Here is a 20,738-nt window from a genome sequence, read left to right as displayed (position 1 = left end):
GTTTCATTAAAAATTTACATTCAAATTTGCTATGCCCGTTTCAAATTAAATTTAATGCTTAATCTAACTCTACTCGCCGCCGTCTCGCTCAGAAATTTCCTTAAAAAATTCGTTTATATTGCAGTTAAAAAGTTTTGAGAGCTTAAAAAGGTGAAGTAGATTAAAGTGTTTGCCGTGGGCGTTATTTTCCATATTTGCGTAAAATCCGCCCGAGGCCTGCCCTATACTTAGAGCCGTCTCGAGCTGGCTTAGATTTTTCTCTTGCCGCATTCTTTTTACATTTGAAGCTACGGTATCAAAAAACTGCTCGTTTTCCTCATCTGTCGTTATCTCAGGTAAATTTAACACGCCCATTCCTATAGAAAAGTTTTCTATAAGTTTATTTCTCATATAATTCTTTATCAACTTGCTATGGCGATTATGCCTATAGCAGTAATTTTTTTAAGGAGCGGATGATGAAAAAAGTTTTAGTGCCATTATTGGTGTTTTTGGGATTTGAAAGTAGCATTTATGCTTATCAAATTAATGGAATGTATGCAACGCTTTTAGACTGCAACTATGAACAAGTTGGTTATCAAATGGGTTATGTTGGATATTACCGCGGTAGCGACAATAAAATATATACCGTATTTTTTGGAAATAATTATTGTGAATACTAAATTGTAGTTTTATTTTAAGCCCCTCCAGTTATTTGTTTTGATATAATTCCACAAACTAAAAAGCAAAAAGGCAAACAATGAAAATTTTAATAACAGGCGGAGCGGGATACATCGGCTCTCACGTGCTAAAAGCGCTTTTAAAGCAAGGCGGACACGAGATAACGGTCGTAGATAATCTCTGCAAAGGCACTACAAAGGCGCTTGACGCGCTTGAGAAAATCGGAAAATTTAAGTTCGTAAAGGCAAATTTAGAGGATGATTTGAGCGGGATTTTTGCGGAGGGCAAATTTGACGCGATTATCCATTTTGCCGCATTTATCGAGGTTTTTGAAAGCACGCAAGATCCGCTAAAATACTACCTAAACAACACCGCAAACGTCGCTAAAATTTTAACCTATTGCAAAGAGTACGGCGTAAATAAATTTATATTTAGCTCCACTGCAGCCGTTTACGGCGAGCCAGAAATCGGAGAGGTTGATGAGCAAACCGCGGCAAACCCGATAAACCCGTACGGCCGAAGCAAGCTAATGAGCGAGTGGATCATCAAAGACTACGCCGCCTCAAATGAAAATTTCAAATTTGCGATTTTGCGGTACTTTAACGTCGCGGGCGCCGACGAAGAGGGGCTCATCGGGCAAAACTATCCAAACGCCACGCACTTAATCAAAGTCGCGACGCAGACGGCTCTAGGCAAACGCGAAAGCATGGGAATTTTCGGTAGCGACTATCCGACCGCAGACGGCACCTGCGTGAGGGACTACATCCACGTGAGCGACCTAGCCGACGCGCATCTAAGCGCGCTGGAGTACCTAAACGAGCATGAAACAAGCGAGACCTTTAACGTCGGCTACGGCCGCGGCTTTAGCGTAAAAGAGGTTATAGAAACGGCTAAAAAAGTAAGCGGGATTGATTTTAAAGTAGTTAGCGCACCTCGCAGAGAGGGCGACCCCGCACGCCTCATCGCAAAGCCAGAAAAGATAAGAAATTTAACTAACTGGCGGCCTAAGAGAGAGGATCTCTCGCTCATCATAAAAACCGCGCTTGAGTGGGAGAAAAGACTGTGAGGATCGCAGTCGTAGGCACGGGATACGTGGGGCTAGTTAGCGGTGCGTGCCTAGCTAAAATGGGCAACGACGTCATATGCGTGGACGTGGACGAAGCAAAGATAAACGCCCTAAACAGCGGCGTCATACCGATCTATGAGCCGGGGCTCGGCGAAATCGTGGCCGAGTGCAGGGCAAACGGCGCGCTTAAATTTAGCGTCGATATAAAAGAAGCCTTGGCGCACGCTAGTGTGCTATTTATCGCGGTGGGCACGCCTATGGGCGCGGACGGGCAGGCGGATCTGCGCTACGTGCTAGAGGTCGCAAAAAGCATCGGTCAAAATTTAACCTCGCCGCTAATCGTCGTGGATAAATCAACCGTACCCGTGGGCACAGCGGAAAAGGTTAGCGAAGTGATCGCTAGCGAGCTAAAAAAGAGAAATTTGGACGTCAAATTTGAAGTCGTCTCAAACCCCGAGTTTTTAAAAGAGGGTGCGGCGGTCGAGGACTTTTTAAAACCCGATCGCGTAGTAGTGGGCGCTAGCAGCGAGTGGGGGCAAAGCGTCATGCGCGAGCTTTACGCGCCGTTTATGAAAAATCACGACCGCTTTATCGCTATGGACGTAAAATCGGCCGAGATGACCAAATACGCCGCAAACGCGATGCTGGCGACTAAAATCAGCTTCATAAACGAGATCGCGGGTATCTGCGAGCGCGTAGGAGCGGACGTAAATTTGGTGCGAAAAGGCATCGGCAGCGATTCTCGCATCGGTTATAGCTTTATATATCCGGGCTGCGGATATGGCGGCAGCTGCTTTCCAAAAGACGTCGAGGCGCTCATATATACCGCTAGGCAAAACGGCTTTGAGCCGAAGGTTTTAAGCGCGGTGGAAGCTAGAAACGCGGCGCAAAAAACGGTGCTTTTTGAAAAAATTTCAGCATTTTTCGGCGGAAATTTGAGCGGCAAAACGGTGGCGATTTGGGGGCTAGCGTTTAAACCAAACACCGACGATATGCGCGAAGCTAGCTCGCTAGCGCTTATAAAGGCGCTAGAAAACGCGGGCGCAAACGTCGTCGCCTACGATCCAAAAGCCGCAAATGAAGCCAAAAAATATCTACCTAACTCAAATTTAAAATTCGCCCCAAACAAATACGACGCGCTAAACGGCGCCGATGCGCTCGCGCTCGTGACCGAGTGGAGCGAGTTTAGGTCGCCTGATTTTATGGAGATGAAGCAGCGGCTAAAAAACGCCGTGATCTTTGACGGGCGCAATCAATACGACGCAAAAAATCTGGCAAATTTAGGCTTTAAGTATTTCCAAATAGGAGTGAAATCATGAGGAAAATTTTACTTTTTATCGCAGCTTGCGCGTTGCCGTTTGCGCTTTTGGCGGGCGAAAATGCGGCAAAAACCGAGGAAAATATTTTCGAGCTACCTATCTCAAAGATGCCGCCTGATTATTTTAAATACGAAGTCGCGTTTTTTAAAGAGATAGAAATCGACTGCAACTTCGCCTTTTTGCTCGGCGGAAAGCTCGAGGAAAAAGAGGATGCGCGCGGGATTTATTACGAATTTAGCGGCGGGGACGAGCTGGCGCAAACGATGATGCTTTGCAAGGACGGAAAGAAAAAGAGGCGGGTTTATTATGAGCTCACTCAAATTTTACCCGGCGTTAGCCCGGTTAAAATCATAACTCCGCAAGGTGTAGGCGCGGAAATAAGAGTGTATGAACGCGTAAAAACGATAGAACCAAAAAAATTAAAAAGGAAAAATAAATGAAAATAGCCGTTATCGGACTAGGATACGTCGGGCTGCCTTTGGCGGCGGCGTTTAGCGAAAAATACGAAGTCACGGGCTTTGACGTAAACGCTGCCCGCATCGAGGAGCTCAAAAGCGGGTATGATCGCACGCTGGAGCTAAGTGCTGAGCAGATGAAAAAGGCGATCGAGAATGGCATGAAATTTAGCCTAAATTTGGACGATATAAAGGATTGTAATTTCTTTATCGTTACCGTCCCAACTCCGATAGATAAAAACAAGCGCCCCGATCTAACGCCAGTTATAAAAGCCACGCAAAGCGTCGCGAAAGTGCTAAAAAAGGGCGATATCGTCGTGTATGAAAGCACTGTGTATCCGGGCGTTACGGAGGAGATCTGCGTGCCGCTACTTGAGCAAAGCGGGCTTAAATTTAACGAGGACTTTTTCTGCGGATACTCGCCAGAGCGCATAAATCCGGGCGATAAAGAGCATACCGTAACTAAAATCAAAAAAATCACTAGCGGCTCGACGCCGGAAATCGCCGACAAGGTCGACGAGGTCTACCGCTCGATCATAACGGCGGGCACGCACAAAGCGCCTACTATCAAGGTCGCCGAGGCTGCCAAAGTCATCGAAAACACGCAGCGCGATATAAACATCGCCTTTATGAACGAGCTTGCGATGATATTTAACAAGATGAACATCGACACGAACGCCGTTTTGCAGGCGGCGGGCACGAAGTGGAATTTCTTAAATTTCCGTCCTGGACTAGTCGGCGGCCACTGCATCGGCGTGGATCCTTATTATCTCACGCATAAGGCGCAGGAGCTTGGCTTTCATCCGGAAATGATCCTAGCCGGACGCCGTATAAATGATAATATGGGTAAATACGCCGCCGATCAGGTCGTAAAACTAATGATAAAAAGGGGCGTTTTGATAAATTCGGCTCGCGTTTTGGTGCTTGGGCTTACGTTTAAGGAAAACTGCCCCGACATCCGCAATTCGCGCGTGATAGACGTGATCGAGGAGCTTAGGGATTTTGGATGCCGCGTGGACGTCTACGATCCGTGGGCGGACGAAACCGAGGTGAAGCGCGAATACGGCTTGACGCCTCTAAAAAGCTTTGACGAGGCGGACTACGACTGCGTCGTGATCGCCGTCGCTCACGATAAATTTAAAGGGTTAAAATTTAGCAAAGCTCTCGTTTACGATATCAAAAACGTTTACGAAAACGCCGACGCAAGGCTGTAATGCTCGTAAATTTGATCAGCTCCATCGTCGTTTTTATCGTCTCGATGGGGATAAATTTTTTCCTCACGCCCTACATTTTAAAGAGCCTAGGCAACGAGGCCTACGGCTTTGTCGGGCTGTCTAACGCTATCGTGGCCTACGCTTTGGTCGTGACTGCTGCGATAAACTCCGTTAGCGGCCGCTTCGTCGCGTACGAGTGGCACAGAGACGACACCCGCGCGGCAAACGCCTGCTACTCGTCGGTTTTAGTCGTAAATATCTTTTTTTGCGTTCTTATTTTGCTTGGCGCGGGCATTTTTATCTTAAATTTACAAAGCGTGCTAAACGTGAGCGACGCGCTACTAGGCGACGTGCGGCTTACTTTTGCGTTTTATTTTATAAATTTTTGCGTCGGGCTTTTTAACGGCGTCATCAGCGTCTCGATGTTTATCAAAAACAAGCTATACATCATCTCCGTTCGCAACGCCGCGTCTAGCGCCATTTTAGCCGCTCTCATCGTAGCGCTTTTTTATTTTTTTAGACCGATGATCGCATATATCGCGATCTCCGCTCTAGTCGCGTCGCTATTTGTTTTTTTTACCAGCGTTTGGGTTTCGCGCCGTATCACGCCCGAGCTTAAATTTAACCCGCGAGAATTTGACTTTGCGAGGATAAAAGAGCTTTTGAAATCTGGCGTCTATAATAGCTTTAACGCCCTAAACCGCGTGCTTATGAGCGGTATGGATCTGTTTATCTGCAACATATTTTTAAGCGCTAATGCGACGGGAATTTTGGCCGTTTCGAAGGCTGCTCCGATCATTTTAGAGAGCTTCGTAGCGCAGCTTAGCGCGATATTTGCGCCCAAATTCGTCGAGCACTACTCCAAATCAAATTTGGCCGCGCTTGTTGCGGAGGCTAAATTTTCGATGCGAGTTACGGCATTTGTCATGAGCGTACCGGCGGCCATTTTCGTGGCTTTCGGGCGCGAATTTTACACGCTTTGGTTGCCGTTTAAAAGCGCGGACGAGATAAGTCTAATCTATAATCTCTCGATGATAACTCTAGTGCCGATTATATTTATCAGCTACGTTTTTTCGCTTTTTAATCTCGACGGCGCGACGAATAAACTAAAACGCCCCGCGATAGCAAACACGATTTTGGGCGCGGGCACGATTTTGGCGCAGATTGCCGTGCTTAAATTTACGCCTTACGGCATTTACGGCATGACGGCTGTCGGCGCCGCGCTTTATTCGGTGCGCATTTTGGGATTTGATCTCATAAACGCCGCGTTAAATTTGAGCTTGCCGCTTACTACTTTTTACGGCGTTTATTTTAAAAATTTAGCCGTTTTTGCGGCGGTTTGCGGACTGTTTTTTTGGCTGCGAAATTTCGTGCAAATTTCAAGCTGGAGCGAATTTGCCGCGTATTCAGCGGTTTTGCTTGCGCTCGGTTACGCCGCGAGCCTGTTTTTGATATTTGATAAAAGAGAGCAACTAGTGGTGATAAATAAAATCAAATCGAAGTTTAAAAGATGAAAAATTTAGTATTCGTTATTTCGCTAAAAAGCGACGAGGCGCGCAGGCAAAAACTAAAAGAGCGGTTTAAAAACTACGGCGAATTTAAGCTCGTTGAGGCGACCGACGGCAGGACAATGAGCGCAAAGGAGTACTACGGCTACGCGCTGCCTAGCCTTGAGGCTTACGGCAGGCTATTAAGCCCGTCCGAGGTCGGTTGCTCGCTCTCTCACGTGCACGCTTACGAGGAGTTTTTAAACAGCGACGCCCGGTTTGCGCTCATCTTAGAAGACGACGTCATCGGAGATGAAAGCGGCGTAAAAAAGGCGTTTGAAACGGCTACTAAGATGGATGCGGGCTCGGCGCTCATTTGCGGCGCGCAAGACGGGCTAGAGGGGCGATTTAGCGCATTTGGTAAAAAACTAGAAGATGATTTTTGGTTAGTCTCAAAGCGCTCTTACGGCACGATTTACCGAGCGGCTGCTTACGTGCTTGATAGGCGCGCGGCGGAAGCGATTTTACAAACGCACAAAAGGGCGCTTTGCGTGGCTGATTTTTGGCGGATTTTGCTTTTACAAAACGGCTTAAAGATGTATTTTAGCGATATTTTCGCGCATCCAACCGATCTAGCAGACTCAAATATCCAAGCCGAGCGGGTGCAAAGAGCGCAGGCAAAAGTCTCGCCGCTAGCTCGCCTAAATAGCTTAAAATATGTCGCCGCAACGCGCTTTGAAGCGGCAATTTTGGGCTATGAGCGGATATTTAAAAGATAAGAAACTAAGCGATTATAAAGCTCAAAATTTATAAAATCAATAATTTTGAAGATTTATTAAATTTTCGCGCATCGATTAAAATTTGGAGAGAGAATGAAGGTTTTATTTATAATTTCGACCCTGCAAGCAGGCGGCGCCGAGCGCGTGATGAGCTTGCTGGCAAGCTATTTTGCGAAATTTCACGACGTAACGCTTTTAAAATTTGACACCAAACCGCCGTTTTACGAGCTAGACGAGAGGATAAAGCTGATCGATCTGCCTTTTCCGATGGTGAAAAAGGGCTTTTTCGCAAATTTAATAAGGCGCGTGAAAAAGTTTTTTTATCAGCGAAATTTGATCAAAAACGGCGGATTTGACGTCGTTATCTCCTCGATGGATAGCACCAATATCAACGTAATTTTGTCGAATTTATTTATAAACAAGCCGCTTTTTATCAGCGAGCATTCAAGCGCCGATTTTTTCAAGGGGCGCGGCTGGCTGTTTTTACGCCGAATGCTCTATCCGCTAGCTAGCGGACTTACGGTGCTTACGAAGGAGGACTACGAGTACTATAGCTTCGTAAAAAATAAAACCGTGATGTATAATCCGATGTTTGAAGCCAAAAAACAGGGCTTGCCGAAGGAAAATATCATCCTTTTCGTCGGTCGTCTCATCTCGCTTAAGGGCTGCGACGTATTTTTAAAAGCCATGAGTTTAGTCGATAAAGAGCTTTTAAAAAACTGGAAAATAGTGATAGCGGGCGCGGGCGAAGAGAGGCAAAGACTAGAGCTTATCGCACACGAGCAGCTGCATCTGGATGCCGAATTTATCGGGCAAACGAGCGATGTCGCTTCGCTTTACGAAAGGTCTAAAATTTTAGTCTCAAGCTCCAAAACCGAAGGCTTGCCAAACGTTTTAATCGAGAGCGTATTTTTTAACTGCGCCAGGGTGGCGACTGCTACAAGCGGCGCAAAAGAGCTCATCGAGGACGGCAAGGACGGATTTTTAGTGCCGATAGACGACGTAAAAGCGCTCGGAAGCAAAATCGAACTCTTGATGCGCGACGAGGAGCTTAGACAAGAGCTGGTAAAAAACGCCAACGAGCGCAAAAACGCCTTTAAAACCGATCAAATTTATCAAAAGTGGATGGATTTTATCACGCAAAACATAAAGAACTGAAATGCTAAAAGTAAGCATAATAATCCCAACCTACAACCGCAAAGAGCTTTTTGAAGCCGCCCTAAAAAGCGCGCTGGCTCAAGACTACGAAAATAAAGAAATCATAATCAGCGACGATAACTCAAACGACGGCACGCGCGAGCTTGCGCAAAGTTACGTCGCTAAATTTGACAACGTAAAATACGTCTTAAACCAAACTTACGACCGCGGCCCAAACGGTAATAAAAATAACGGCTTTGATCACGCTAGCGGCGATGCTTTCGTGATACTAGACGACGATGACTTGCTGATAGAAGGCGCCATAAGCAAGATGGCGGCCGTACTAGAGCAGGGGTATGCCAGCGTCTGGGCGAACTGTTATTTTGAGATCGACGGCGAGCCGACGACGAAATTTTCGGGATTTGGACTGAGTAAAAGCGGGGAAATTTTGCCGCAAGACTACTACGACGGCAAGATAACGGGCGAGTTTTTGATAATGTTTCGCCGCGACGCGATCGGTCAGAGGCGCTTTGAAAAGGGGCTTTACGGTAGCGAAAATACGCTTTGGATATATCTTTTTGACCTTCCTGCTTACTATCTGCACGATGCAGTGCGTATTTACCGCTTTCACCGCAGCGACAGCGTCACGATAAACTCGTTTAAGCGCCCGCTTTGCATAATGAAAGGTTACGCGATGACTGCGGAGCTCATTTTGCAAAAGATCGCCGAGAAAAACGCTCAAGCTAGCGCAAACGGGGCAAATTCGGCCGAGCCGAAATTTCGCGTAAACGACGCTCACATCGCGATCCTATATAAAATGGCGGCGTACTATGCAAAATTTGGCGGCGAATACAAAAAAATGTACGAATATCTTTTTAAAAGTCTCAAATTTAAATTTACAAAAGAAGCGCTTGCGATGCTGATTTTAAGCCCGTTTCCAAAGTCGATGATTTTGTTTTTAACTAAAATTCGCGTTTGGATATACAAAAAAACGCACGGCGAATGAAAAAATTAGCCGTTTTTCTCTACTCTATGGGGCCGGGCGGCGCAGAGCGCGTAGTTTCAAATTTGCTCCCGGCTTTGTGCGAAAAATACGAAGTTCATCTCGTTTTAATGAGTGAGGTCGTAGCCTACGAGATACCAAGCGCGGTAAAAATTCACTTCCTCGAGCGCTCGGATCCCTATGAAAGCGGCGTAAAAAAGCTATTTCGCTTGGGACTTTTGTTTCCGTTTTTAGCCTTAAATTACAAAAAACTTTGCGACGATTTGGCTATCGACCTGCATTTTGTCTTAATGAACCGGCCTTGTTATATCGCGCTTTTAGCAAGGATCGCCGGAGTAAAAGGACGGATGGTGATAAGCGAGCGTAGCTGTCCGTCGGTCATCTATAAAAGCGGCCTTAGCGGTCTTGCCAATAGAATTTTGGTTAAGGCGCTTTACCCAAAAGCCGATCTCATCCTAGCTAACGCGCAGGGAAACGCCGATGATCTCGTGCGAAATTTCGGCTGCAACGCCGCAAAAACTAAGGTGCTATATAACGCGGTCGATTTGGCTGCGATAAAAACTCTCGCAAACGAGCCGCTAGAGGATAAATTTAAGCCGTTTTTTCTAAATATCGGCCGGCTTGATAGCGGTAAAAATCAAGCGATGCTAATAAGAATAATCGCAAATTTAAACGACGAGCGCGCGACGCTTGGGATCCTTGGCAAAGGGCCTTTGCAAGGCGAGCTTCAAAATTTGATCGATGAGCTTGGCGTAAGCTCGCGCGTAAAACTGTTAGGCACAGATAAAAATCCGTTTAAATTTATCAAAAACGCGCAGTGTTTCGTCTGCGCTTCGCGGTTTGAGGGCTTTTCAAACGTGCTTTTAGAGGCGCTTGCTTGCGAGAGATTTATCATCTCCACCGATCACAAAAGCGGCGCTAGGGAGCTTCTGGGCGACGATGAATACGGTATTTTAACGCCCGTTGATGACGAAAAAGCGATGGAGACTGCGATGAGGCGAGCGCTTGAGGATGAAAATTTAAGGCAAGATTATGAAAAAAAAGCGTACGGCCGCGTAGTAAAATTTGATAAAAACGCCGTCGCGGCGCAGCTCATAGGATATTTAGAGGGTGAAAATGGCGAGTAAAATTTTAGACTTCCCCGGCAAATTTAAATTTTCAAAGCAAACTTGTTTTTTGATGCTTGCGGCGTTTATTTTTAGCGTGGTTTGCAGGCTGTACTGGGTGTACTGGGCGGGCGAATACCAGCACTTTTTCTGGAACGATCAGCTCATGATCAGCACAAACGACGGCTACGCCTTCGCCGAGGGCGCGCGCGATATGATAGCGGGCTTTCATCAGCCAAACGACCTTAGCTACTACGGCCGTTCGATGCCGACGCTTACGTATTTTTTGTATCAAATTTTGCCTTTTAGCTTCGAGAGCATTTTGCTTTATATGAGCGTGTTTTTTAGCTCGCTTATCGTTATTCCCGTGATTTTGATAGCCAAAGAGTACGAGATGCCGGGCATGGGCTTTGCGGCGGCGCTGCTAGCTAGCATCGCAAACAGTTACTACAACCGCACTATGGCCGGCTACTACGACACCGATATGCTCACGATCGTGCTGCCAGCGTTTAGCGTCTGGGCGATGATACGCCTCGTGCAGAAAAAAAACGTAAACGACCTTATTTTTATCCCGATTTTTATCCTGATAAACGACTGGTGGTATCCGAGCTCGTACTCGCTAAATTTTGCGATGCTGGGCGCATTTTTGCTCTACACTTTGGTTTTTGATAGGAAAAACGCGCTAAATTACGAAGCGGCTATTTTGATGATAGTCGCGCTTACCTATATCGATTTTTACGCTAAAACCGCGCTTGCGGTCGCGCTTTATCTAGTGATGAGATTTCGTCCGCAGATCTGGGATAAGCGCGCTGTCGCGGCTTGTCTTGCTTTAGCCGTCGCGCTTCTGGGTTATAGCGGCGGACTAAATCAAATTTTATTTCAGCTTAAATTTTACGTATTTCGCGGGGTTTCGGAGAGTAGCGAGCCTGTTTTTCATTTTTACAACGTAAATAAAACGATAATGGAAATGGATAATTTTTCGTTTGAATTTAATTCTATAAACGCCTTTGCTAAGCGTATCAGCGGGCATATCGTTACATTTGCCTTATCGCTTGTAGGTATCGCCGCGCTGTGCGTCAAATTTCGCTCCTTTTTGCTCGCGCTTCCGATGTTGCTACTTGGATTTTTGGCGCTAAAAGGCGGGCTTAGATTTACGATCTATTCCGTGCCAGCGATGGCGATAGGGTTTGGGTATTTTGCCGTCCTTTGCGTGGGTTTTTTCAAAAAAGATAAAATTTTAGACAAATTTTGCATCGTTTGCGTTGCGGCGTTTTTCGCGTTTTTCTTTTTGTATTTTGATAAATACTACAGCCTCTTGCACGGCAAATCTCCGGTTTTCGCTCCAAATTTCGACGGCGAGGCTAGCCTTGGCGTATATCTAGCTACGCTTGCGGCGGCAGCGCTCGTTTGCGGGGCGGCTTATTTTATGGTTTCGGGGTTAAGCTCGCTCAAAAAACACGCGCTTTTAGAAAAAATTTGCGTCTTTTGTATCGCTGCGCTATCCTTGATGCCGTGTCTTGAGCACATTTACGGCTACAAGGTCGGCACGGTTTTTGCCAAAAGCGAGGTCGAGAGCCTAGATAAACTACACAAGATCGCGGGACGCGAGGACTACGTGCTGGCGTGGTGGGACTATGGCTACCCGATCCGCTACTACGCGGACGTCAAAACCCTCATCGACGGTGGCAAACACCTAGGCAGGGATAACTTCGCCGTGAGCTTTGCTCTAGCTAGCAACCAGCGCATGTCGGCAAATATGGCGCGTCTAGAGGTCGAGTACACCGAGCGAAATTTTAGCGAGAGATTCGGGCTAAATTTGAACCAAATGATGAAGGACTACAACGCCACGAGCGTAAATTCGTTTTTGTATTCGCTAAACGGCAAGGATTTCCGCCCGCCGCAAAAAACGCGCGAGATTTACTATTATCTACCAGACTCCATGCTTGATATCTTTAACGCGGTTTTGCGCTTTTCAAACCTCGATCTAAACAGCGGCGAGGAGTACGGGGCGATATTTTATCCGGGCAAACCTTACTCGGTGGACGGCGATACGATAAATATCGGCGGAGGTTTTGGCGTATCGGGCGACGCGTCTAAAGTCTATATCGGCGAGCGCGAAATATCCGTGAATACGTACTTTGAAACAAGCTACGACGAGAAAGATAAACTAGTCGTCAAAAAGCACGAGATGAACGCGGACGGTAAAATTTATCTCATTTTTATGAAGGATTACAGGCGGTTTTTGGTACTTGACGAAGCGGTGCTAAACTCGGCGTATATACAGCTTTTCGTGCTCGAAAACTACGACAAAGAGCTGTTTGAGCCGGTTGTTTTAAACGGTGCGGTTAAAATTTATAGGTTGCTAAGATGAGGGCGGTAAATTTGATCAAGGTGCGGACGTCCGCTAAATTTGCGATAGAGGTTTTTTAAATGGCTAAATTTGGATTTTTGAGTCACGCCGATATGAGCATTTACTTTTTCCGCGCTCCGATTATGCGCGAGCTAAAGCGGCTCGGGCACGAGGTTTTTGCTATCGCTCCGCAGGGCGAGTATACAGATAGGCTAAAAAGCGAGTTTAACTGCGTGACATACGAGCTTGACCGCGCGAGCCTAAATCCTCTAACCGTGCTTGAAAACTCAAAAAAGCTAGCCGAGATTTTGCGCGGACTAAATTTAGACCTGCTACAAACCTCGGCGCACAAATCAAACGTGTTTGGCACCTTTGCGGCTAAAAAAGCGGGCATAAAGCGCGTGATAAATTTAGTCGAGGGGCTTGGCAGCTTTTATATCGATAACGACTTAAAAACCCGTCTGGTGCGCGCCGCGATCGAGACGCTTTATAAAAAAGCGTTAAAGATGAGCGACGGCTGCGTATTCGTAAACGAGGCCGATCCTGCATATTTTCTAGCTCGCGGGCTGATTGCCGAAGAGAAAATTTTTAAGATAAAAAGCGTGGGCGTAGATACGCTCAAATTTGACGAAAGCAGCGTGCCGGCCGCAAATTTGGGCGAGGATCTGCGCGGCAAAAAGATCGTACTGATGATAGCGCGCGCGATGTGGCACAAGGGCGTGCGCGAGTTTTACGAGGCGGCAGAGCTTTTACGCGGGCGCGAGGACTGCGCGTTCGTCTTTGCGGGCGAAGGGTTTGAGGGAAACAAAAGTACGGCGGACGCTAAGTTTCTAACTGGCGGCGCCGTGCGGTATCTGGGCGCTAGAGACGACGTGCCGCAGCTTTTAAAGGCTAGCTATCTACTCGCGCTTCCAAGCTACAAAGAGGGCTTTCCGCGCACGGTTTTAGAGGCGATGAGTATGGGCAGAGCAGTCGTGGCTAGCGACGTGGCCGGCTGCAACGAGGCCGTGACGAACGGCTTTAACGGCCTGCTTTGCGAGGCGAAAAACTCGGCCGATCTAGCCGCAAAGATAGAAATTTTACTAAACGACGAAAATTTGGCCGCACAGATGGGGCGAAACGGGCGGGAGCTTGCGGTGCGCGAGTTTGACGAGCGAGCGGTCGCTAGGAAATATATAGAAATTTATAGGAAATTTATCGATGTATAGGGCGTTTTTTAAGAGATTACTGGATATTTGCGGCGCGATTTTTCTCATAGTTTTGACGCTGCCGATCATGGCGGTCGTCGCGGTTTTGATCTATTTTAAGGTTAGTAAGGACGTCATTTTTACGCAGGCGCGCCCGGGCTTGCATGCTAAAATTTTTAAAATTTACAAATTTAAAACGATGAGCGACGAGCGCGGCGCGGACGGCGAGCTGTTGCCCGACGAGATGCGCCTAAGCGGTATCGGCAAGACTATCCGAAGCCTCAGCCTTGATGAGCTACCGCAGCTTTTTAACGTGCTAAAAGGCGATATGAGCTTCATCGGGCCGCGTCCGCTTTTGGTCGAATACCTGCCTCTTTACGACGCCGAGCAGGCGACCCGCCACGACGTGAGGCCCGGTATCACGGGGCTAGCGCAGGTAAACGGCCGCAACGCGATCAGCTGGGCGGAGAAGTTTAAATTTGACGCTAGGTACGTCCGCGAGCTTAGCTTTGCGCTGGATGTGAAAATCGCGATTTTAACGGTGCAAAAGGTGCTAAAACGAAGCGGCGTGAGCAAAGAGGGCATGGCTACGACGGAGAAATTTAATGGCCGCAACTAAAATTTACGTTTACGGCTTTAGCGGGCACGGAGCGGTAGTGGCGGACGTAGCTAGAGCGTGCGGATACGGCGAGGTCGTGTTTTTGGACGACGCTAAATTCGACGGCAAAAACGTGCTCAAATTTGACCCGAGCTTAGAAAAAGCGGACGTGATCGTTGCTATCGGAGATAATAAAATCAGACGCATCCTGCAAGAAAGAGTAAAAAACGCGGGCTTTGGCGTAGTAAATTTGATCCATCCAAGCGCGGCGGTAAGCGCTAGCGCGCAAATAGGCGAGGGTGCGGTCGTGATGCCAAATGCCGTCATAAACGCGCGCGCTGTAATAGGCGAGGGCGCGATAATAAACACGGGCGCGATCATAGAGCATGACTGCGAGATCAGTGATTTTGCCCACGTTAGCCCAAACGCGGCGCTAGCAGGCGGCGTAATCGTGGGCGCAAATACGCACGTGGGTATCGGCGCTTGCGTCATCCAATGCGTAAAAATCGGCGCAAACTGCATCATCGGAGCGGGTAGCGTCGTGGTAAGAGATATCGCGGACGGTAGCGTCGCCTATGGTAATCCCGCTAAAGTCAGGCGAAGCGTAAGCTAAATTTGAGAGCCAAAATATCGCTCGTCAAATTTGCGCTCGCAACGACAAAAATCGTCGCAAACTAGAAAATAGATAAAATTTAGCCAAGTCCCATGCCGCGTCAAATTTGCCGTTTAAAACGAATTTTGACGCAAAATTTAACAAAATCCCCATTTTCTACGCTCTAAAAGCGACTTTAAACGAGTTTTTATAAAAATATTTAGATTTTAAGTGCTACAATGCGTAAATTTCTTTAAGGAATAATAATGCAAAGAATTTTCCTAAGTCCGCCGCACATGAGCGGCAAAGAGCAAGAGTACATAAACGAGGTTTTTAAGAGCAACTATATCGCGCCGCTTGGTGAATACGTGAATAAATTTGAAGCGAGCGTCTCAAGCTACGCGGGCGCGCCAGATGCATTGGCGCTAAATTCCGGCACGTCGGCGATCCACTTGGCGCTAAGGGTGCTTGGTATCGGGGCGGGTGACGCGGTGCTAGCCTCTACGTTTACCTTTATGGCGTCCGTTAGTCCGATACTTTATCAAGGCGCTACGCCTGTTTTCGTTGATAGCGACGAAAGCTGGAATCTAAGCCCCGAGCTACTAAAAAAGGCGATCGCAAATTTGCCTAAAAAGCCAAAAGCGCTCGTCGTCACGCACCTTTACGGTCAGGCGGCCAAGATGAAAGAGATCTGCGAGATCTGCGAGCGGGAAAATATCGCCGTCGTCGAGGACGCGGCCGAGGCGCTGGGCGGTTTTTTGAACGGCAAAGCGCTGGGTACGTTTGGACGGCTGGGCGCGTATAGCTTTAACGGTAACAAAATCATCACCACAAGCGGCGGCGGCATGCTGGTGGGCGAAAAAGAGCTCGTCGAGAAGGCGAGATTTTATAGCACTCAAGCTAGAGAGCCGTTTTTGCACTACGAGCACAAAGACTACGGCTATAACTACCGCCTAAGCAACGTCCTAGGCGCGATCGGAACGGCGCAGATGGAGGTGCTCGAGCAGCGCGTGATAAAAAAACGCGAAATTTTTGAAAAGTACAAAAAAGAGCTTCCCGAGCTTGAATTTATGCCCGAGATCCCAAATTCCCGCGGCAACCGCTGGCTAACGACCGCGCTGTTTAAAGAAAAAGGCGCGCATCTACGCGTGATTGAGGCGCTTGCGAAGGAAAATATAGAAAGCCGTCCGCTTTGGAAGCCGATGCATATGCAGCCGGTGTTTGAGGGGGCGCTAGCGTTTACGGACGGTACTAGCGAGGAGATGTTTGCGCGCGGTATCTGCCTGCCTAGCGGCACGGCGATGCAGGACGAGGAGTTCGCGCGAGTAGTAAAAATCGTAAAGGAAAATTTATAAATGTTTAAGGCGACGAAGCTAAAGCGGCTTGCGTTTTTTCTAACCTTTGACATCGTGATATTTGTCGCGTCGTTTTATCTGGCGTATCTGCTTAGATTTAGCGGCGTGCTGCCTGATTATTTTAGAGGCGGACTGGTCGCGGGCTGCGCTACGATGGTGGTTTTAAAGCTATTTTTCATGTGGCTTTTTAAAATTTACAAGGTGCCGTGGAGATTTTTCGGACTAAACGAAGCGAGGAAAATTTTCCTCGTTCATCTTTGCGCGATCGTCTGCTTTTGGATCGTTTATTTTGCGATGCCCGCGGTTTTTAACCCGTTTCCTCGAAGCGTGGTTTTTATAGACTTTATCATCTCGTGCTTGCTAATCGGAAATTTAAGGATCGCCAAGCGTATGTTTTTAGACTTTTCTAAAAAGCCGCACACGGGCGAGCCTTGCGTCGTTATCGGTGCTACGTCAAAGGCGCTTCACGTTTTAAAGGGGCTTAGGCAGGGCTATATCGATCTATATGCCGTGGGCGTGGTAGACGGCAGGAGTGATCTAGTCGGCACTTACTGCGACGGATTTTTAGTGCAGCCAAAGAGCGAAATCGCAAATTTGATCAAAGAGTACAACGTAAAAACCGCTATCATCGCGCTAGCACTCGGTCAAGACGAGCTAGCCGAGCTTTTTGACGAGCTTACGGCCTACGGTATCCGCGATATCAAGATCTTCTCGATGTTTGGTACCGGCAAGGACGCGATCAAAGATATCTCGATCGAGGATCTGCTAGCTAGAAAGCCAAAGGACCTAGATAGTAGCGCGGTGGAGAAATTTTTAGGCGGTAAGGTCGTTTTGGTTACGGGCGCAGGCGGTAGCATCGGTAGCGAAATTTGCAAGCAGTGCCTTAAATTTGGCGTTAGCAAGCTAATCATGATCGATCACAGCGAGTTTAATCTATATAAAATCGGCGAGATAACCCACAGCGACAAAACCGTGAGCAAGATGATAAATATCGTAAACGAAGCGGATTTGCGCGCGGTTTTTGAGGAGTTTAAACCGCAGATCGCGATCCACGCCGCAGCCTATAAGCACGTGCCGCTTTGCGAAGCAAACCCTAAAGCCGCGGTTGTAAATAATATAATCGGCACTAAAATTTTGATCGATTTATCTATCGAATACGGCGTTAGCAAGGTCGTGATGATATCCTCCGATAAGGCCGTACGCCCGACGAATATCATGGGCGCGACTAAACGCGTGTGCGAGCTTTACGCGCTAAACTCGAATTTGCCGGCTAAAACCGAGATCGTCGCAGTGCGCTTCGGTAACGTTCTAGGATCAAGCGGCAGCGTAATACCGAAATTTAAAGAGCAAATCGAAAATAATAAACCGCTAACAGTCACGCATCCTGATATCACGAGGTATTTTATGCTGGTTTCCGAGGCCTGTCAGCTCGTGCTTCAGGCTGCCTCGATCGCAAAGGGCGGCGAGCTTTTCGTGCTTGATATGGGCGAGCCGATAAAGATCGCCGATCTAGCCAAAAAGATGCTGATTTTATCAAACAAGGAGCATCTGGGCGTCGAATTCGTCGGCCTTCGTCCTGGAGAGAAGCTTTACGAGGAGCTTTTAATAAACAAAGACGACGTAAAAACCGAGTTTCAGTCTATTTTCGTGACGCACTCGGGCGAATACGACGTAGCCAAACTAAACGAGCAAATTAAAAATTTAACGCAAGCGGACGACGTCGCGGCGGCGCTCAAAGAGATCGTGCCCGAGTTTAATCACGCGCTAAATAAGGAATAAATTTGACGCTGCAAGATATACAGAGGTTTTCGGAGCTAAGATACAAGGCTAGAGCCTATATATGCTATCTTTTTAGTAAAAATTTGCCAAACAGGCTGCCGGGGGTAAACGCCGAGTCGATAAAAAGCGGCTTTGATAAAATGGCGCACGAGATAGAGGGCTTTGACGCGTTTTACGTGCTTGACGCAAACGGCGTGCAGATAGGCGACGCCGTGAGCCTAAACGAAAAATACAAAGCCGGCGGCGGCGAAAACTGCAGCAATAAGTCATATTATTACACCGCGGTGCGCGAGAAGCGCTGCGTGCTAAGCGACCCGTACCCGTCCTCGCTCACGGGCGAGCTGTGCGTGACGGCGTCCACTCCGATATATGACGACAAAGGGGAGCTAAAATTCGTCGCGTGTATCGACGTTTCGCTAGAAAATATCCTAGCCATCGTCTCTCACGGTAAGTTAGAGAGCTACTTCGGCAAATTTCTAAAGGTCGTTTACGCCGCGTTTTCGGTCGCGCTTTTTATGGTAGCGGCATTTCTTTTCGTAGACGGGCTAAAGAGATTTTTGTCTAAAGATTTTATGAACATTAACGTCGAGGAGATGTTTGAGACCACGATCGTGCTGACGCTGGCTCTGGCGATCTTTGACCTAGTTAAAGCGATATTTGAAGAAGAAGTGCTCGGAAAAGGAAAACATAGCGATAATGGCGAAAACAAGACGATGGTGCGTTTTATCGGCTCGATCATCATCGCGCTTGCGATCGAGGCTTTGATGCTCGTGTTTAAATTTGCCATCACGGCGCCCGATCACATCATAAACGCGATCTATCTGATCGGCGGCGTTGCGATGCTGATGATCGCGCTTAGCGTCTATCTTTTTGCAACCAAGCAAAGGAGCTCGCATTGATCGGCATCATCGACTACGGCGCGGGAAATTTAAGAAGCGTGCTAAACGCGTTTGAGAGTTTAAATTTAAAGGCGCAGCTGGCGGTTCGCGGCGAAGAGCTGGGTAAATTTGACAAGATAATCTTGCCCGGCGTCGGAGCTTTTGGCGAAGCGATGCAAAAGCTAAAAGATAGAGACTTTATCCCCGCGATAAAAGAAGCCGTAGTTGACGGAAAGCCGTTTTTAGGCATTTGCCTGGGTATGCAGCTGCTTTTTGAGCAAAGCGAGGAGTTTGGCGTAAACGAGGGGCTGGGGCTCGTAAAAGGGCGAGTGGTTAAATTTGACCCGTCTAAATTCGATATGCCGCTAAAAGTGCCTCACACAGGGTGGAATACGATAAATTTTACCAAGCAAACGCCGATAAATAAGGATCTGGCGGCTAGCGAGTATTTGTACTTCGTGCACTCTTATCATGTAGTTTGCGAGGACGATGCGGCGCTTGGCTTTAGCGAATACGGCTATAAATTCGTAAGCGCGGTGCATAAAGATAACATTTGGGGCTTTCAGCCGCACCCCGAAAAGAGCCACGAAACGGGACTAAAAATTTTACGAAATTTCGGAGAGATGTGATGGAAATTTTCCCTGCGATAGATTTAAAAGAGGGCAAGGCGGTTCGGCTTTTTAAAGGCGAAATGAGTAGCGCCAAAATCTACTCGGATACGCCGTGGGAGCTAGCCAAAAGGTTTGAAGATATGGGCGCAAAGTGGCTTCACGTCGTAGATCTTGACGGAGCGTTTGCGGGAGAAGCGGTAAATCTAAAAACCGTAGAAAAGATCGCAAAAGCCGCAAATTTGCAAATCCAAATCGGCGGCGGGATACGCGATGAAGCGCGCATCAAAAGCTACCTTGATAGCGGTATAACGCGCGTTATCTTGGGCTCGGTAGCTCTAAAGGATCCAAATTTTACTAAAGAAATGGCGCAAAAATACCGCGTCGCCGTCGGCATAGACGCCAAAGACGGCTTCGTCGCCGTGCAGGGCTGGGCGGAGGTGTCGCAGATGAGGGCGACCGAGCTAGCGCGCAAATTTGCCGGAGCCGGAGTCGAAGCAATCATCTGCACCGACATCTCAAAAGACGGCACCCTTAGCGGCGTGAACATTGAGTTTACCTCGCAGATCGCAAAAGCAAGCGGTATAAATACGATCGCAAGCGGCGGCGTAAAAGATATAGAGGATATCCGGGCACTAATACGCGCTGGAGACGTTTACGGCGCGATCGTGGGCAAGGCACACTACGAGGGGACGCTCGATCTAAAAGAGGCCTTTAAGCTGGGCCGATAAATTTTTAAAGTAAATTTAAATATAAAATTTGCTAGAATTGGACATTTTTTAAAAAAGGATGCGATTGTGAAAATACTAGTAGTCGACGACAGCTCTACTATGAGAAGAATTATAAAAAACACCCTACAAAGGCTTGGACATCAGGAAATTTTAGAGGCCGAGCACGGAGTCGAAGCGTGGCAAATTTTGAGTCAGCACAGTGATATAAACGTGCTTATCACCGACTGGAATATGCCTGAAATGAACGGCCTTGAGCTCGTAAAAAAGGTCCGCGCCGAGGCAAAATACGTCGATATGCCTATCATCATGGTAACGACCGAGGGCGGTAAAGCCGAGGTCATCACTGCGCTAAAAGCAGGCGTCAATAACTACATCGTAAAGCCGTTTACGCCGCAAGTTTTAAAAGAAAAACTTGAAGACGTTTTGGGCTAAAAGAG

The 20,738-nt window shown here is 47.6% G+C and carries 21 protein-coding genes; 20 read left to right on the top strand and 1 reads right to left on the bottom strand.

Annotated features, from left to right (window positions below; genetic code table 11):
- Positions 1 to 69: 69 nt before the first annotated feature.
- Complete coding sequence (locus tag RWM02_RS00720) at positions 70 to 348, bottom strand: helix-turn-helix transcriptional regulator (protein ID WP_314068440.1); 279 nt, start codon at positions 346 to 348, stop codon at positions 70 to 72.
- 107 nt (positions 349 to 455) lie between these two features.
- Between RWM02_RS00720 and RWM02_RS00715 the strand changes: the two genes are divergently transcribed.
- The 20 genes from RWM02_RS00715 to RWM02_RS00620 all read left to right on the top strand — a co-directional run bounded on the left by RWM02_RS00715 (position 456) and on the right by RWM02_RS00620 (position 20,733).
- A complete protein-coding gene (locus RWM02_RS00715) occupies positions 456 to 659 on the top strand; it encodes a hypothetical protein (protein ID WP_314068400.1) in 204 nt (67 codons plus the stop codon).
- Between the two features lie 77 nt (positions 660 to 736).
- The gene (gene galE / locus RWM02_RS00710) at positions 737 to 1,723 is read left to right on the top strand and encodes a UDP-glucose 4-epimerase GalE (protein WP_314068398.1); all 987 of its coding nucleotides are present in this window, start codon (positions 737 to 739) and stop codon (positions 1,721 to 1,723) included.
- Complete coding sequence (locus tag RWM02_RS00705; RefSeq protein WP_314068438.1) at positions 1,720 to 3,042, top strand: UDP-glucose dehydrogenase family protein; 1,323 nt, start codon at positions 1,720 to 1,722, stop codon at positions 3,040 to 3,042. The genes galE and RWM02_RS00705 overlap by 4 nt, the downstream gene beginning before the upstream one ends.
- Complete coding sequence (locus RWM02_RS00700; protein WP_314068396.1) at positions 3,039 to 3,482, top strand: ecotin family protein; 444 nt, start codon at positions 3,039 to 3,041, stop codon at positions 3,480 to 3,482. The genes RWM02_RS00705 and RWM02_RS00700 overlap by 4 nt, the downstream gene beginning before the upstream one ends.
- A complete protein-coding gene (gene tviB / locus RWM02_RS00695) occupies positions 3,479 to 4,711 on the top strand; it encodes a Vi polysaccharide biosynthesis UDP-N-acetylglucosamine C-6 dehydrogenase TviB (RefSeq protein ID WP_314068394.1) in 1,233 nt (410 codons plus the stop codon). Before RWM02_RS00700 ends, tviB begins: the two co-directional genes overlap by 4 nt.
- Positions 4,711 to 6,225, top strand: a complete 1,515-nt coding sequence (locus RWM02_RS00690) for an MATE family efflux transporter (RefSeq protein WP_314068392.1) — start codon at positions 4,711 to 4,713, stop codon at positions 6,223 to 6,225. The genes tviB and RWM02_RS00690 overlap by 1 nt, the downstream gene beginning before the upstream one ends.
- Positions 6,222 to 6,977 (top strand): glycosyltransferase family 25 protein, encoded by a 756-nt coding sequence (locus RWM02_RS00685; RefSeq protein ID WP_314068390.1) that lies wholly within the window; start codon positions 6,222 to 6,224, stop codon positions 6,975 to 6,977. Before RWM02_RS00690 ends, RWM02_RS00685 begins: the two co-directional genes overlap by 4 nt.
- Positions 6,978 to 7,070: 93 nt before the next feature.
- Positions 7,071 to 8,135: a glycosyltransferase gene (locus RWM02_RS00680; protein ID WP_314068388.1), complete on the top strand. Its 1,065-nt coding sequence runs from the start codon at positions 7,071 to 7,073 to the stop codon at positions 8,133 to 8,135.
- A gap of 1 nt (position 8,136) precedes the next feature.
- Positions 8,137 to 9,120: a glycosyltransferase family 2 protein gene (locus tag RWM02_RS00675; protein ID WP_314068386.1), complete on the top strand. Its 984-nt coding sequence runs from the start codon at positions 8,137 to 8,139 to the stop codon at positions 9,118 to 9,120.
- The gene (pglJ, locus tag RWM02_RS00670) at positions 9,117 to 10,244 is read left to right on the top strand and encodes an N-acetylgalactosamine-N,N'-diacetylbacillosaminyl-diphospho-undecaprenol 4-alpha-N-acetylgalactosaminyltransferase (protein WP_314068384.1); all 1,128 of its coding nucleotides are present in this window, start codon (positions 9,117 to 9,119) and stop codon (positions 10,242 to 10,244) included. The genes RWM02_RS00675 and pglJ overlap by 4 nt, the downstream gene beginning before the upstream one ends.
- Entirely contained in the window at positions 10,234 to 12,594 is a 2,361-nt protein-coding gene (locus tag RWM02_RS00665; RefSeq protein WP_314068382.1) for an STT3 domain-containing protein, read from the top strand. Before pglJ ends, RWM02_RS00665 begins: the two co-directional genes overlap by 11 nt.
- 59 nt (positions 12,595 to 12,653) lie before the next feature.
- The gene (pglA, locus tag RWM02_RS00660; RefSeq protein ID WP_314068380.1) at positions 12,654 to 13,781 is read left to right on the top strand and encodes a N,N'-diacetylbacillosaminyl-diphospho-undecaprenol alpha-1,3-N-acetylgalactosaminyltransferase; all 1,128 of its coding nucleotides are present in this window, start codon (positions 12,654 to 12,656) and stop codon (positions 13,779 to 13,781) included.
- Positions 13,774 to 14,379, top strand: coding sequence for an undecaprenyl phosphate N,N'-diacetylbacillosamine 1-phosphate transferase (gene pglC, locus RWM02_RS00655; protein ID WP_122866383.1), 606 nt, complete (start codon positions 13,774 to 13,776; stop codon positions 14,377 to 14,379). The genes pglA and pglC overlap by 8 nt, the downstream gene beginning before the upstream one ends.
- Positions 14,366 to 14,971 (top strand): UDP-N-acetylbacillosamine N-acetyltransferase, encoded by a 606-nt coding sequence (pglD, locus tag RWM02_RS00650; RefSeq protein ID WP_314068377.1) that lies wholly within the window; start codon positions 14,366 to 14,368, stop codon positions 14,969 to 14,971. Before pglC ends, pglD begins: the two co-directional genes overlap by 14 nt.
- A 245-nt stretch (positions 14,972 to 15,216) precedes the next feature.
- Positions 15,217 to 16,305, top strand: coding sequence for a UDP-N-acetylbacillosamine transaminase (pglE, locus tag RWM02_RS00645; protein WP_314068375.1), 1,089 nt, complete (start codon positions 15,217 to 15,219; stop codon positions 16,303 to 16,305).
- Entirely contained in the window at positions 16,306 to 18,084 is a 1,779-nt protein-coding gene (pglF, locus tag RWM02_RS00640) for a UDP-N-acetylglucosamine 4,6-dehydratase (configuration-retaining) (RefSeq protein ID WP_314068374.1), read from the top strand.
- Positions 18,085 to 18,086: 2 nt separating this feature from the next.
- The gene (locus tag RWM02_RS00635; RefSeq protein WP_314068372.1) at positions 18,087 to 18,983 is read left to right on the top strand and encodes a PDC sensor domain-containing protein; all 897 of its coding nucleotides are present in this window, start codon (positions 18,087 to 18,089) and stop codon (positions 18,981 to 18,983) included.
- Positions 18,980 to 19,591 (top strand): imidazole glycerol phosphate synthase subunit HisH, encoded by a 612-nt coding sequence (hisH, locus tag RWM02_RS00630; protein WP_314068371.1) that lies wholly within the window; start codon positions 18,980 to 18,982, stop codon positions 19,589 to 19,591. Before RWM02_RS00635 ends, hisH begins: the two co-directional genes overlap by 4 nt.
- Positions 19,591 to 20,301, top strand: a complete 711-nt coding sequence (gene hisA, locus RWM02_RS00625; protein ID WP_314068436.1) for a 1-(5-phosphoribosyl)-5-[(5-phosphoribosylamino)methylideneamino]imidazole-4-carboxamide isomerase — start codon at positions 19,591 to 19,593, stop codon at positions 20,299 to 20,301. Before hisH ends, hisA begins: the two co-directional genes overlap by 1 nt.
- Before the next feature lie 66 nt (positions 20,302 to 20,367).
- Positions 20,368 to 20,733 (top strand): chemotaxis response regulator CheY, encoded by a 366-nt coding sequence (locus tag RWM02_RS00620; RefSeq protein ID WP_297966609.1) that lies wholly within the window; start codon positions 20,368 to 20,370, stop codon positions 20,731 to 20,733.
- The last annotated feature ends 5 nt before the right edge of the window (positions 20,734 to 20,738 follow it).

This window comes from Campylobacter showae (assembly GCF_963515975.1).
GTDB lineage: Bacteria > Campylobacterota > Campylobacteria > Campylobacterales > Campylobacteraceae > Campylobacter_A > Campylobacter_A showae_F.
The sequence above is the reverse complement of the archived record's forward strand: the minus strand, read 5'-3'. Positions and strand labels throughout refer to the sequence as shown.

Excerpts from the sequence above, each read along its gene's own strand:
- pglJ (WP_314068384.1), top strand. The coding sequence starts at position 9,117 with ATGAAAAAATTAGCCGTTTTTCTCTACTCTATGGGGCCGGGCGGCGCA.
- RWM02_RS00700 (WP_314068396.1), top strand. The coding sequence starts at position 3,039 with ATGAGGAAAATTTTACTTTTTATCGCAGCTTGCGCGTTGCCGTTTGCG.
- pglC (WP_122866383.1), top strand. The coding sequence starts at position 13,774 with ATGTATAGGGCGTTTTTTAAGAGATTACTGGATATTTGCGGCGCGATT.
- galE (WP_314068398.1), top strand. The coding sequence starts at position 737 with ATGAAAATTTTAATAACAGGCGGAGCGGGATACATCGGCTCTCACGTG.
- RWM02_RS00690 (WP_314068392.1), top strand. The coding sequence starts at position 4,711 with ATGCTCGTAAATTTGATCAGCTCCATCGTCGTTTTTATCGTCTCGATG.
- RWM02_RS00665 (WP_314068382.1), top strand. The coding sequence starts at position 10,234 with ATGGCGAGTAAAATTTTAGACTTCCCCGGCAAATTTAAATTTTCAAAG.
- pglE (WP_314068375.1), top strand. The coding sequence starts at position 15,217 with ATGCAAAGAATTTTCCTAAGTCCGCCGCACATGAGCGGCAAAGAGCAA.
- pglF (WP_314068374.1), top strand. The coding sequence starts at position 16,306 with ATGTTTAAGGCGACGAAGCTAAAGCGGCTTGCGTTTTTTCTAACCTTT.
- RWM02_RS00715 (WP_314068400.1), top strand. The coding sequence starts at position 456 with ATGAAAAAAGTTTTAGTGCCATTATTGGTGTTTTTGGGATTTGAAAGT.
- pglA (WP_314068380.1), top strand. The coding sequence starts at position 12,654 with ATGGCTAAATTTGGATTTTTGAGTCACGCCGATATGAGCATTTACTTT.
- hisA (WP_314068436.1), top strand. The coding sequence starts at position 19,591 with ATGGAAATTTTCCCTGCGATAGATTTAAAAGAGGGCAAGGCGGTTCGG.
- RWM02_RS00680 (WP_314068388.1), top strand. The coding sequence starts at position 7,071 with ATGAAGGTTTTATTTATAATTTCGACCCTGCAAGCAGGCGGCGCCGAG.
- tviB (WP_314068394.1), top strand. The coding sequence starts at position 3,479 with ATGAAAATAGCCGTTATCGGACTAGGATACGTCGGGCTGCCTTTGGCG.
- RWM02_RS00675 (WP_314068386.1), top strand. The coding sequence starts at position 8,137 with ATGCTAAAAGTAAGCATAATAATCCCAACCTACAACCGCAAAGAGCTT.
- pglD (WP_314068377.1), top strand. The coding sequence starts at position 14,366 with ATGGCCGCAACTAAAATTTACGTTTACGGCTTTAGCGGGCACGGAGCG.
- RWM02_RS00685 (WP_314068390.1), top strand. The coding sequence starts at position 6,222 with ATGAAAAATTTAGTATTCGTTATTTCGCTAAAAAGCGACGAGGCGCGC.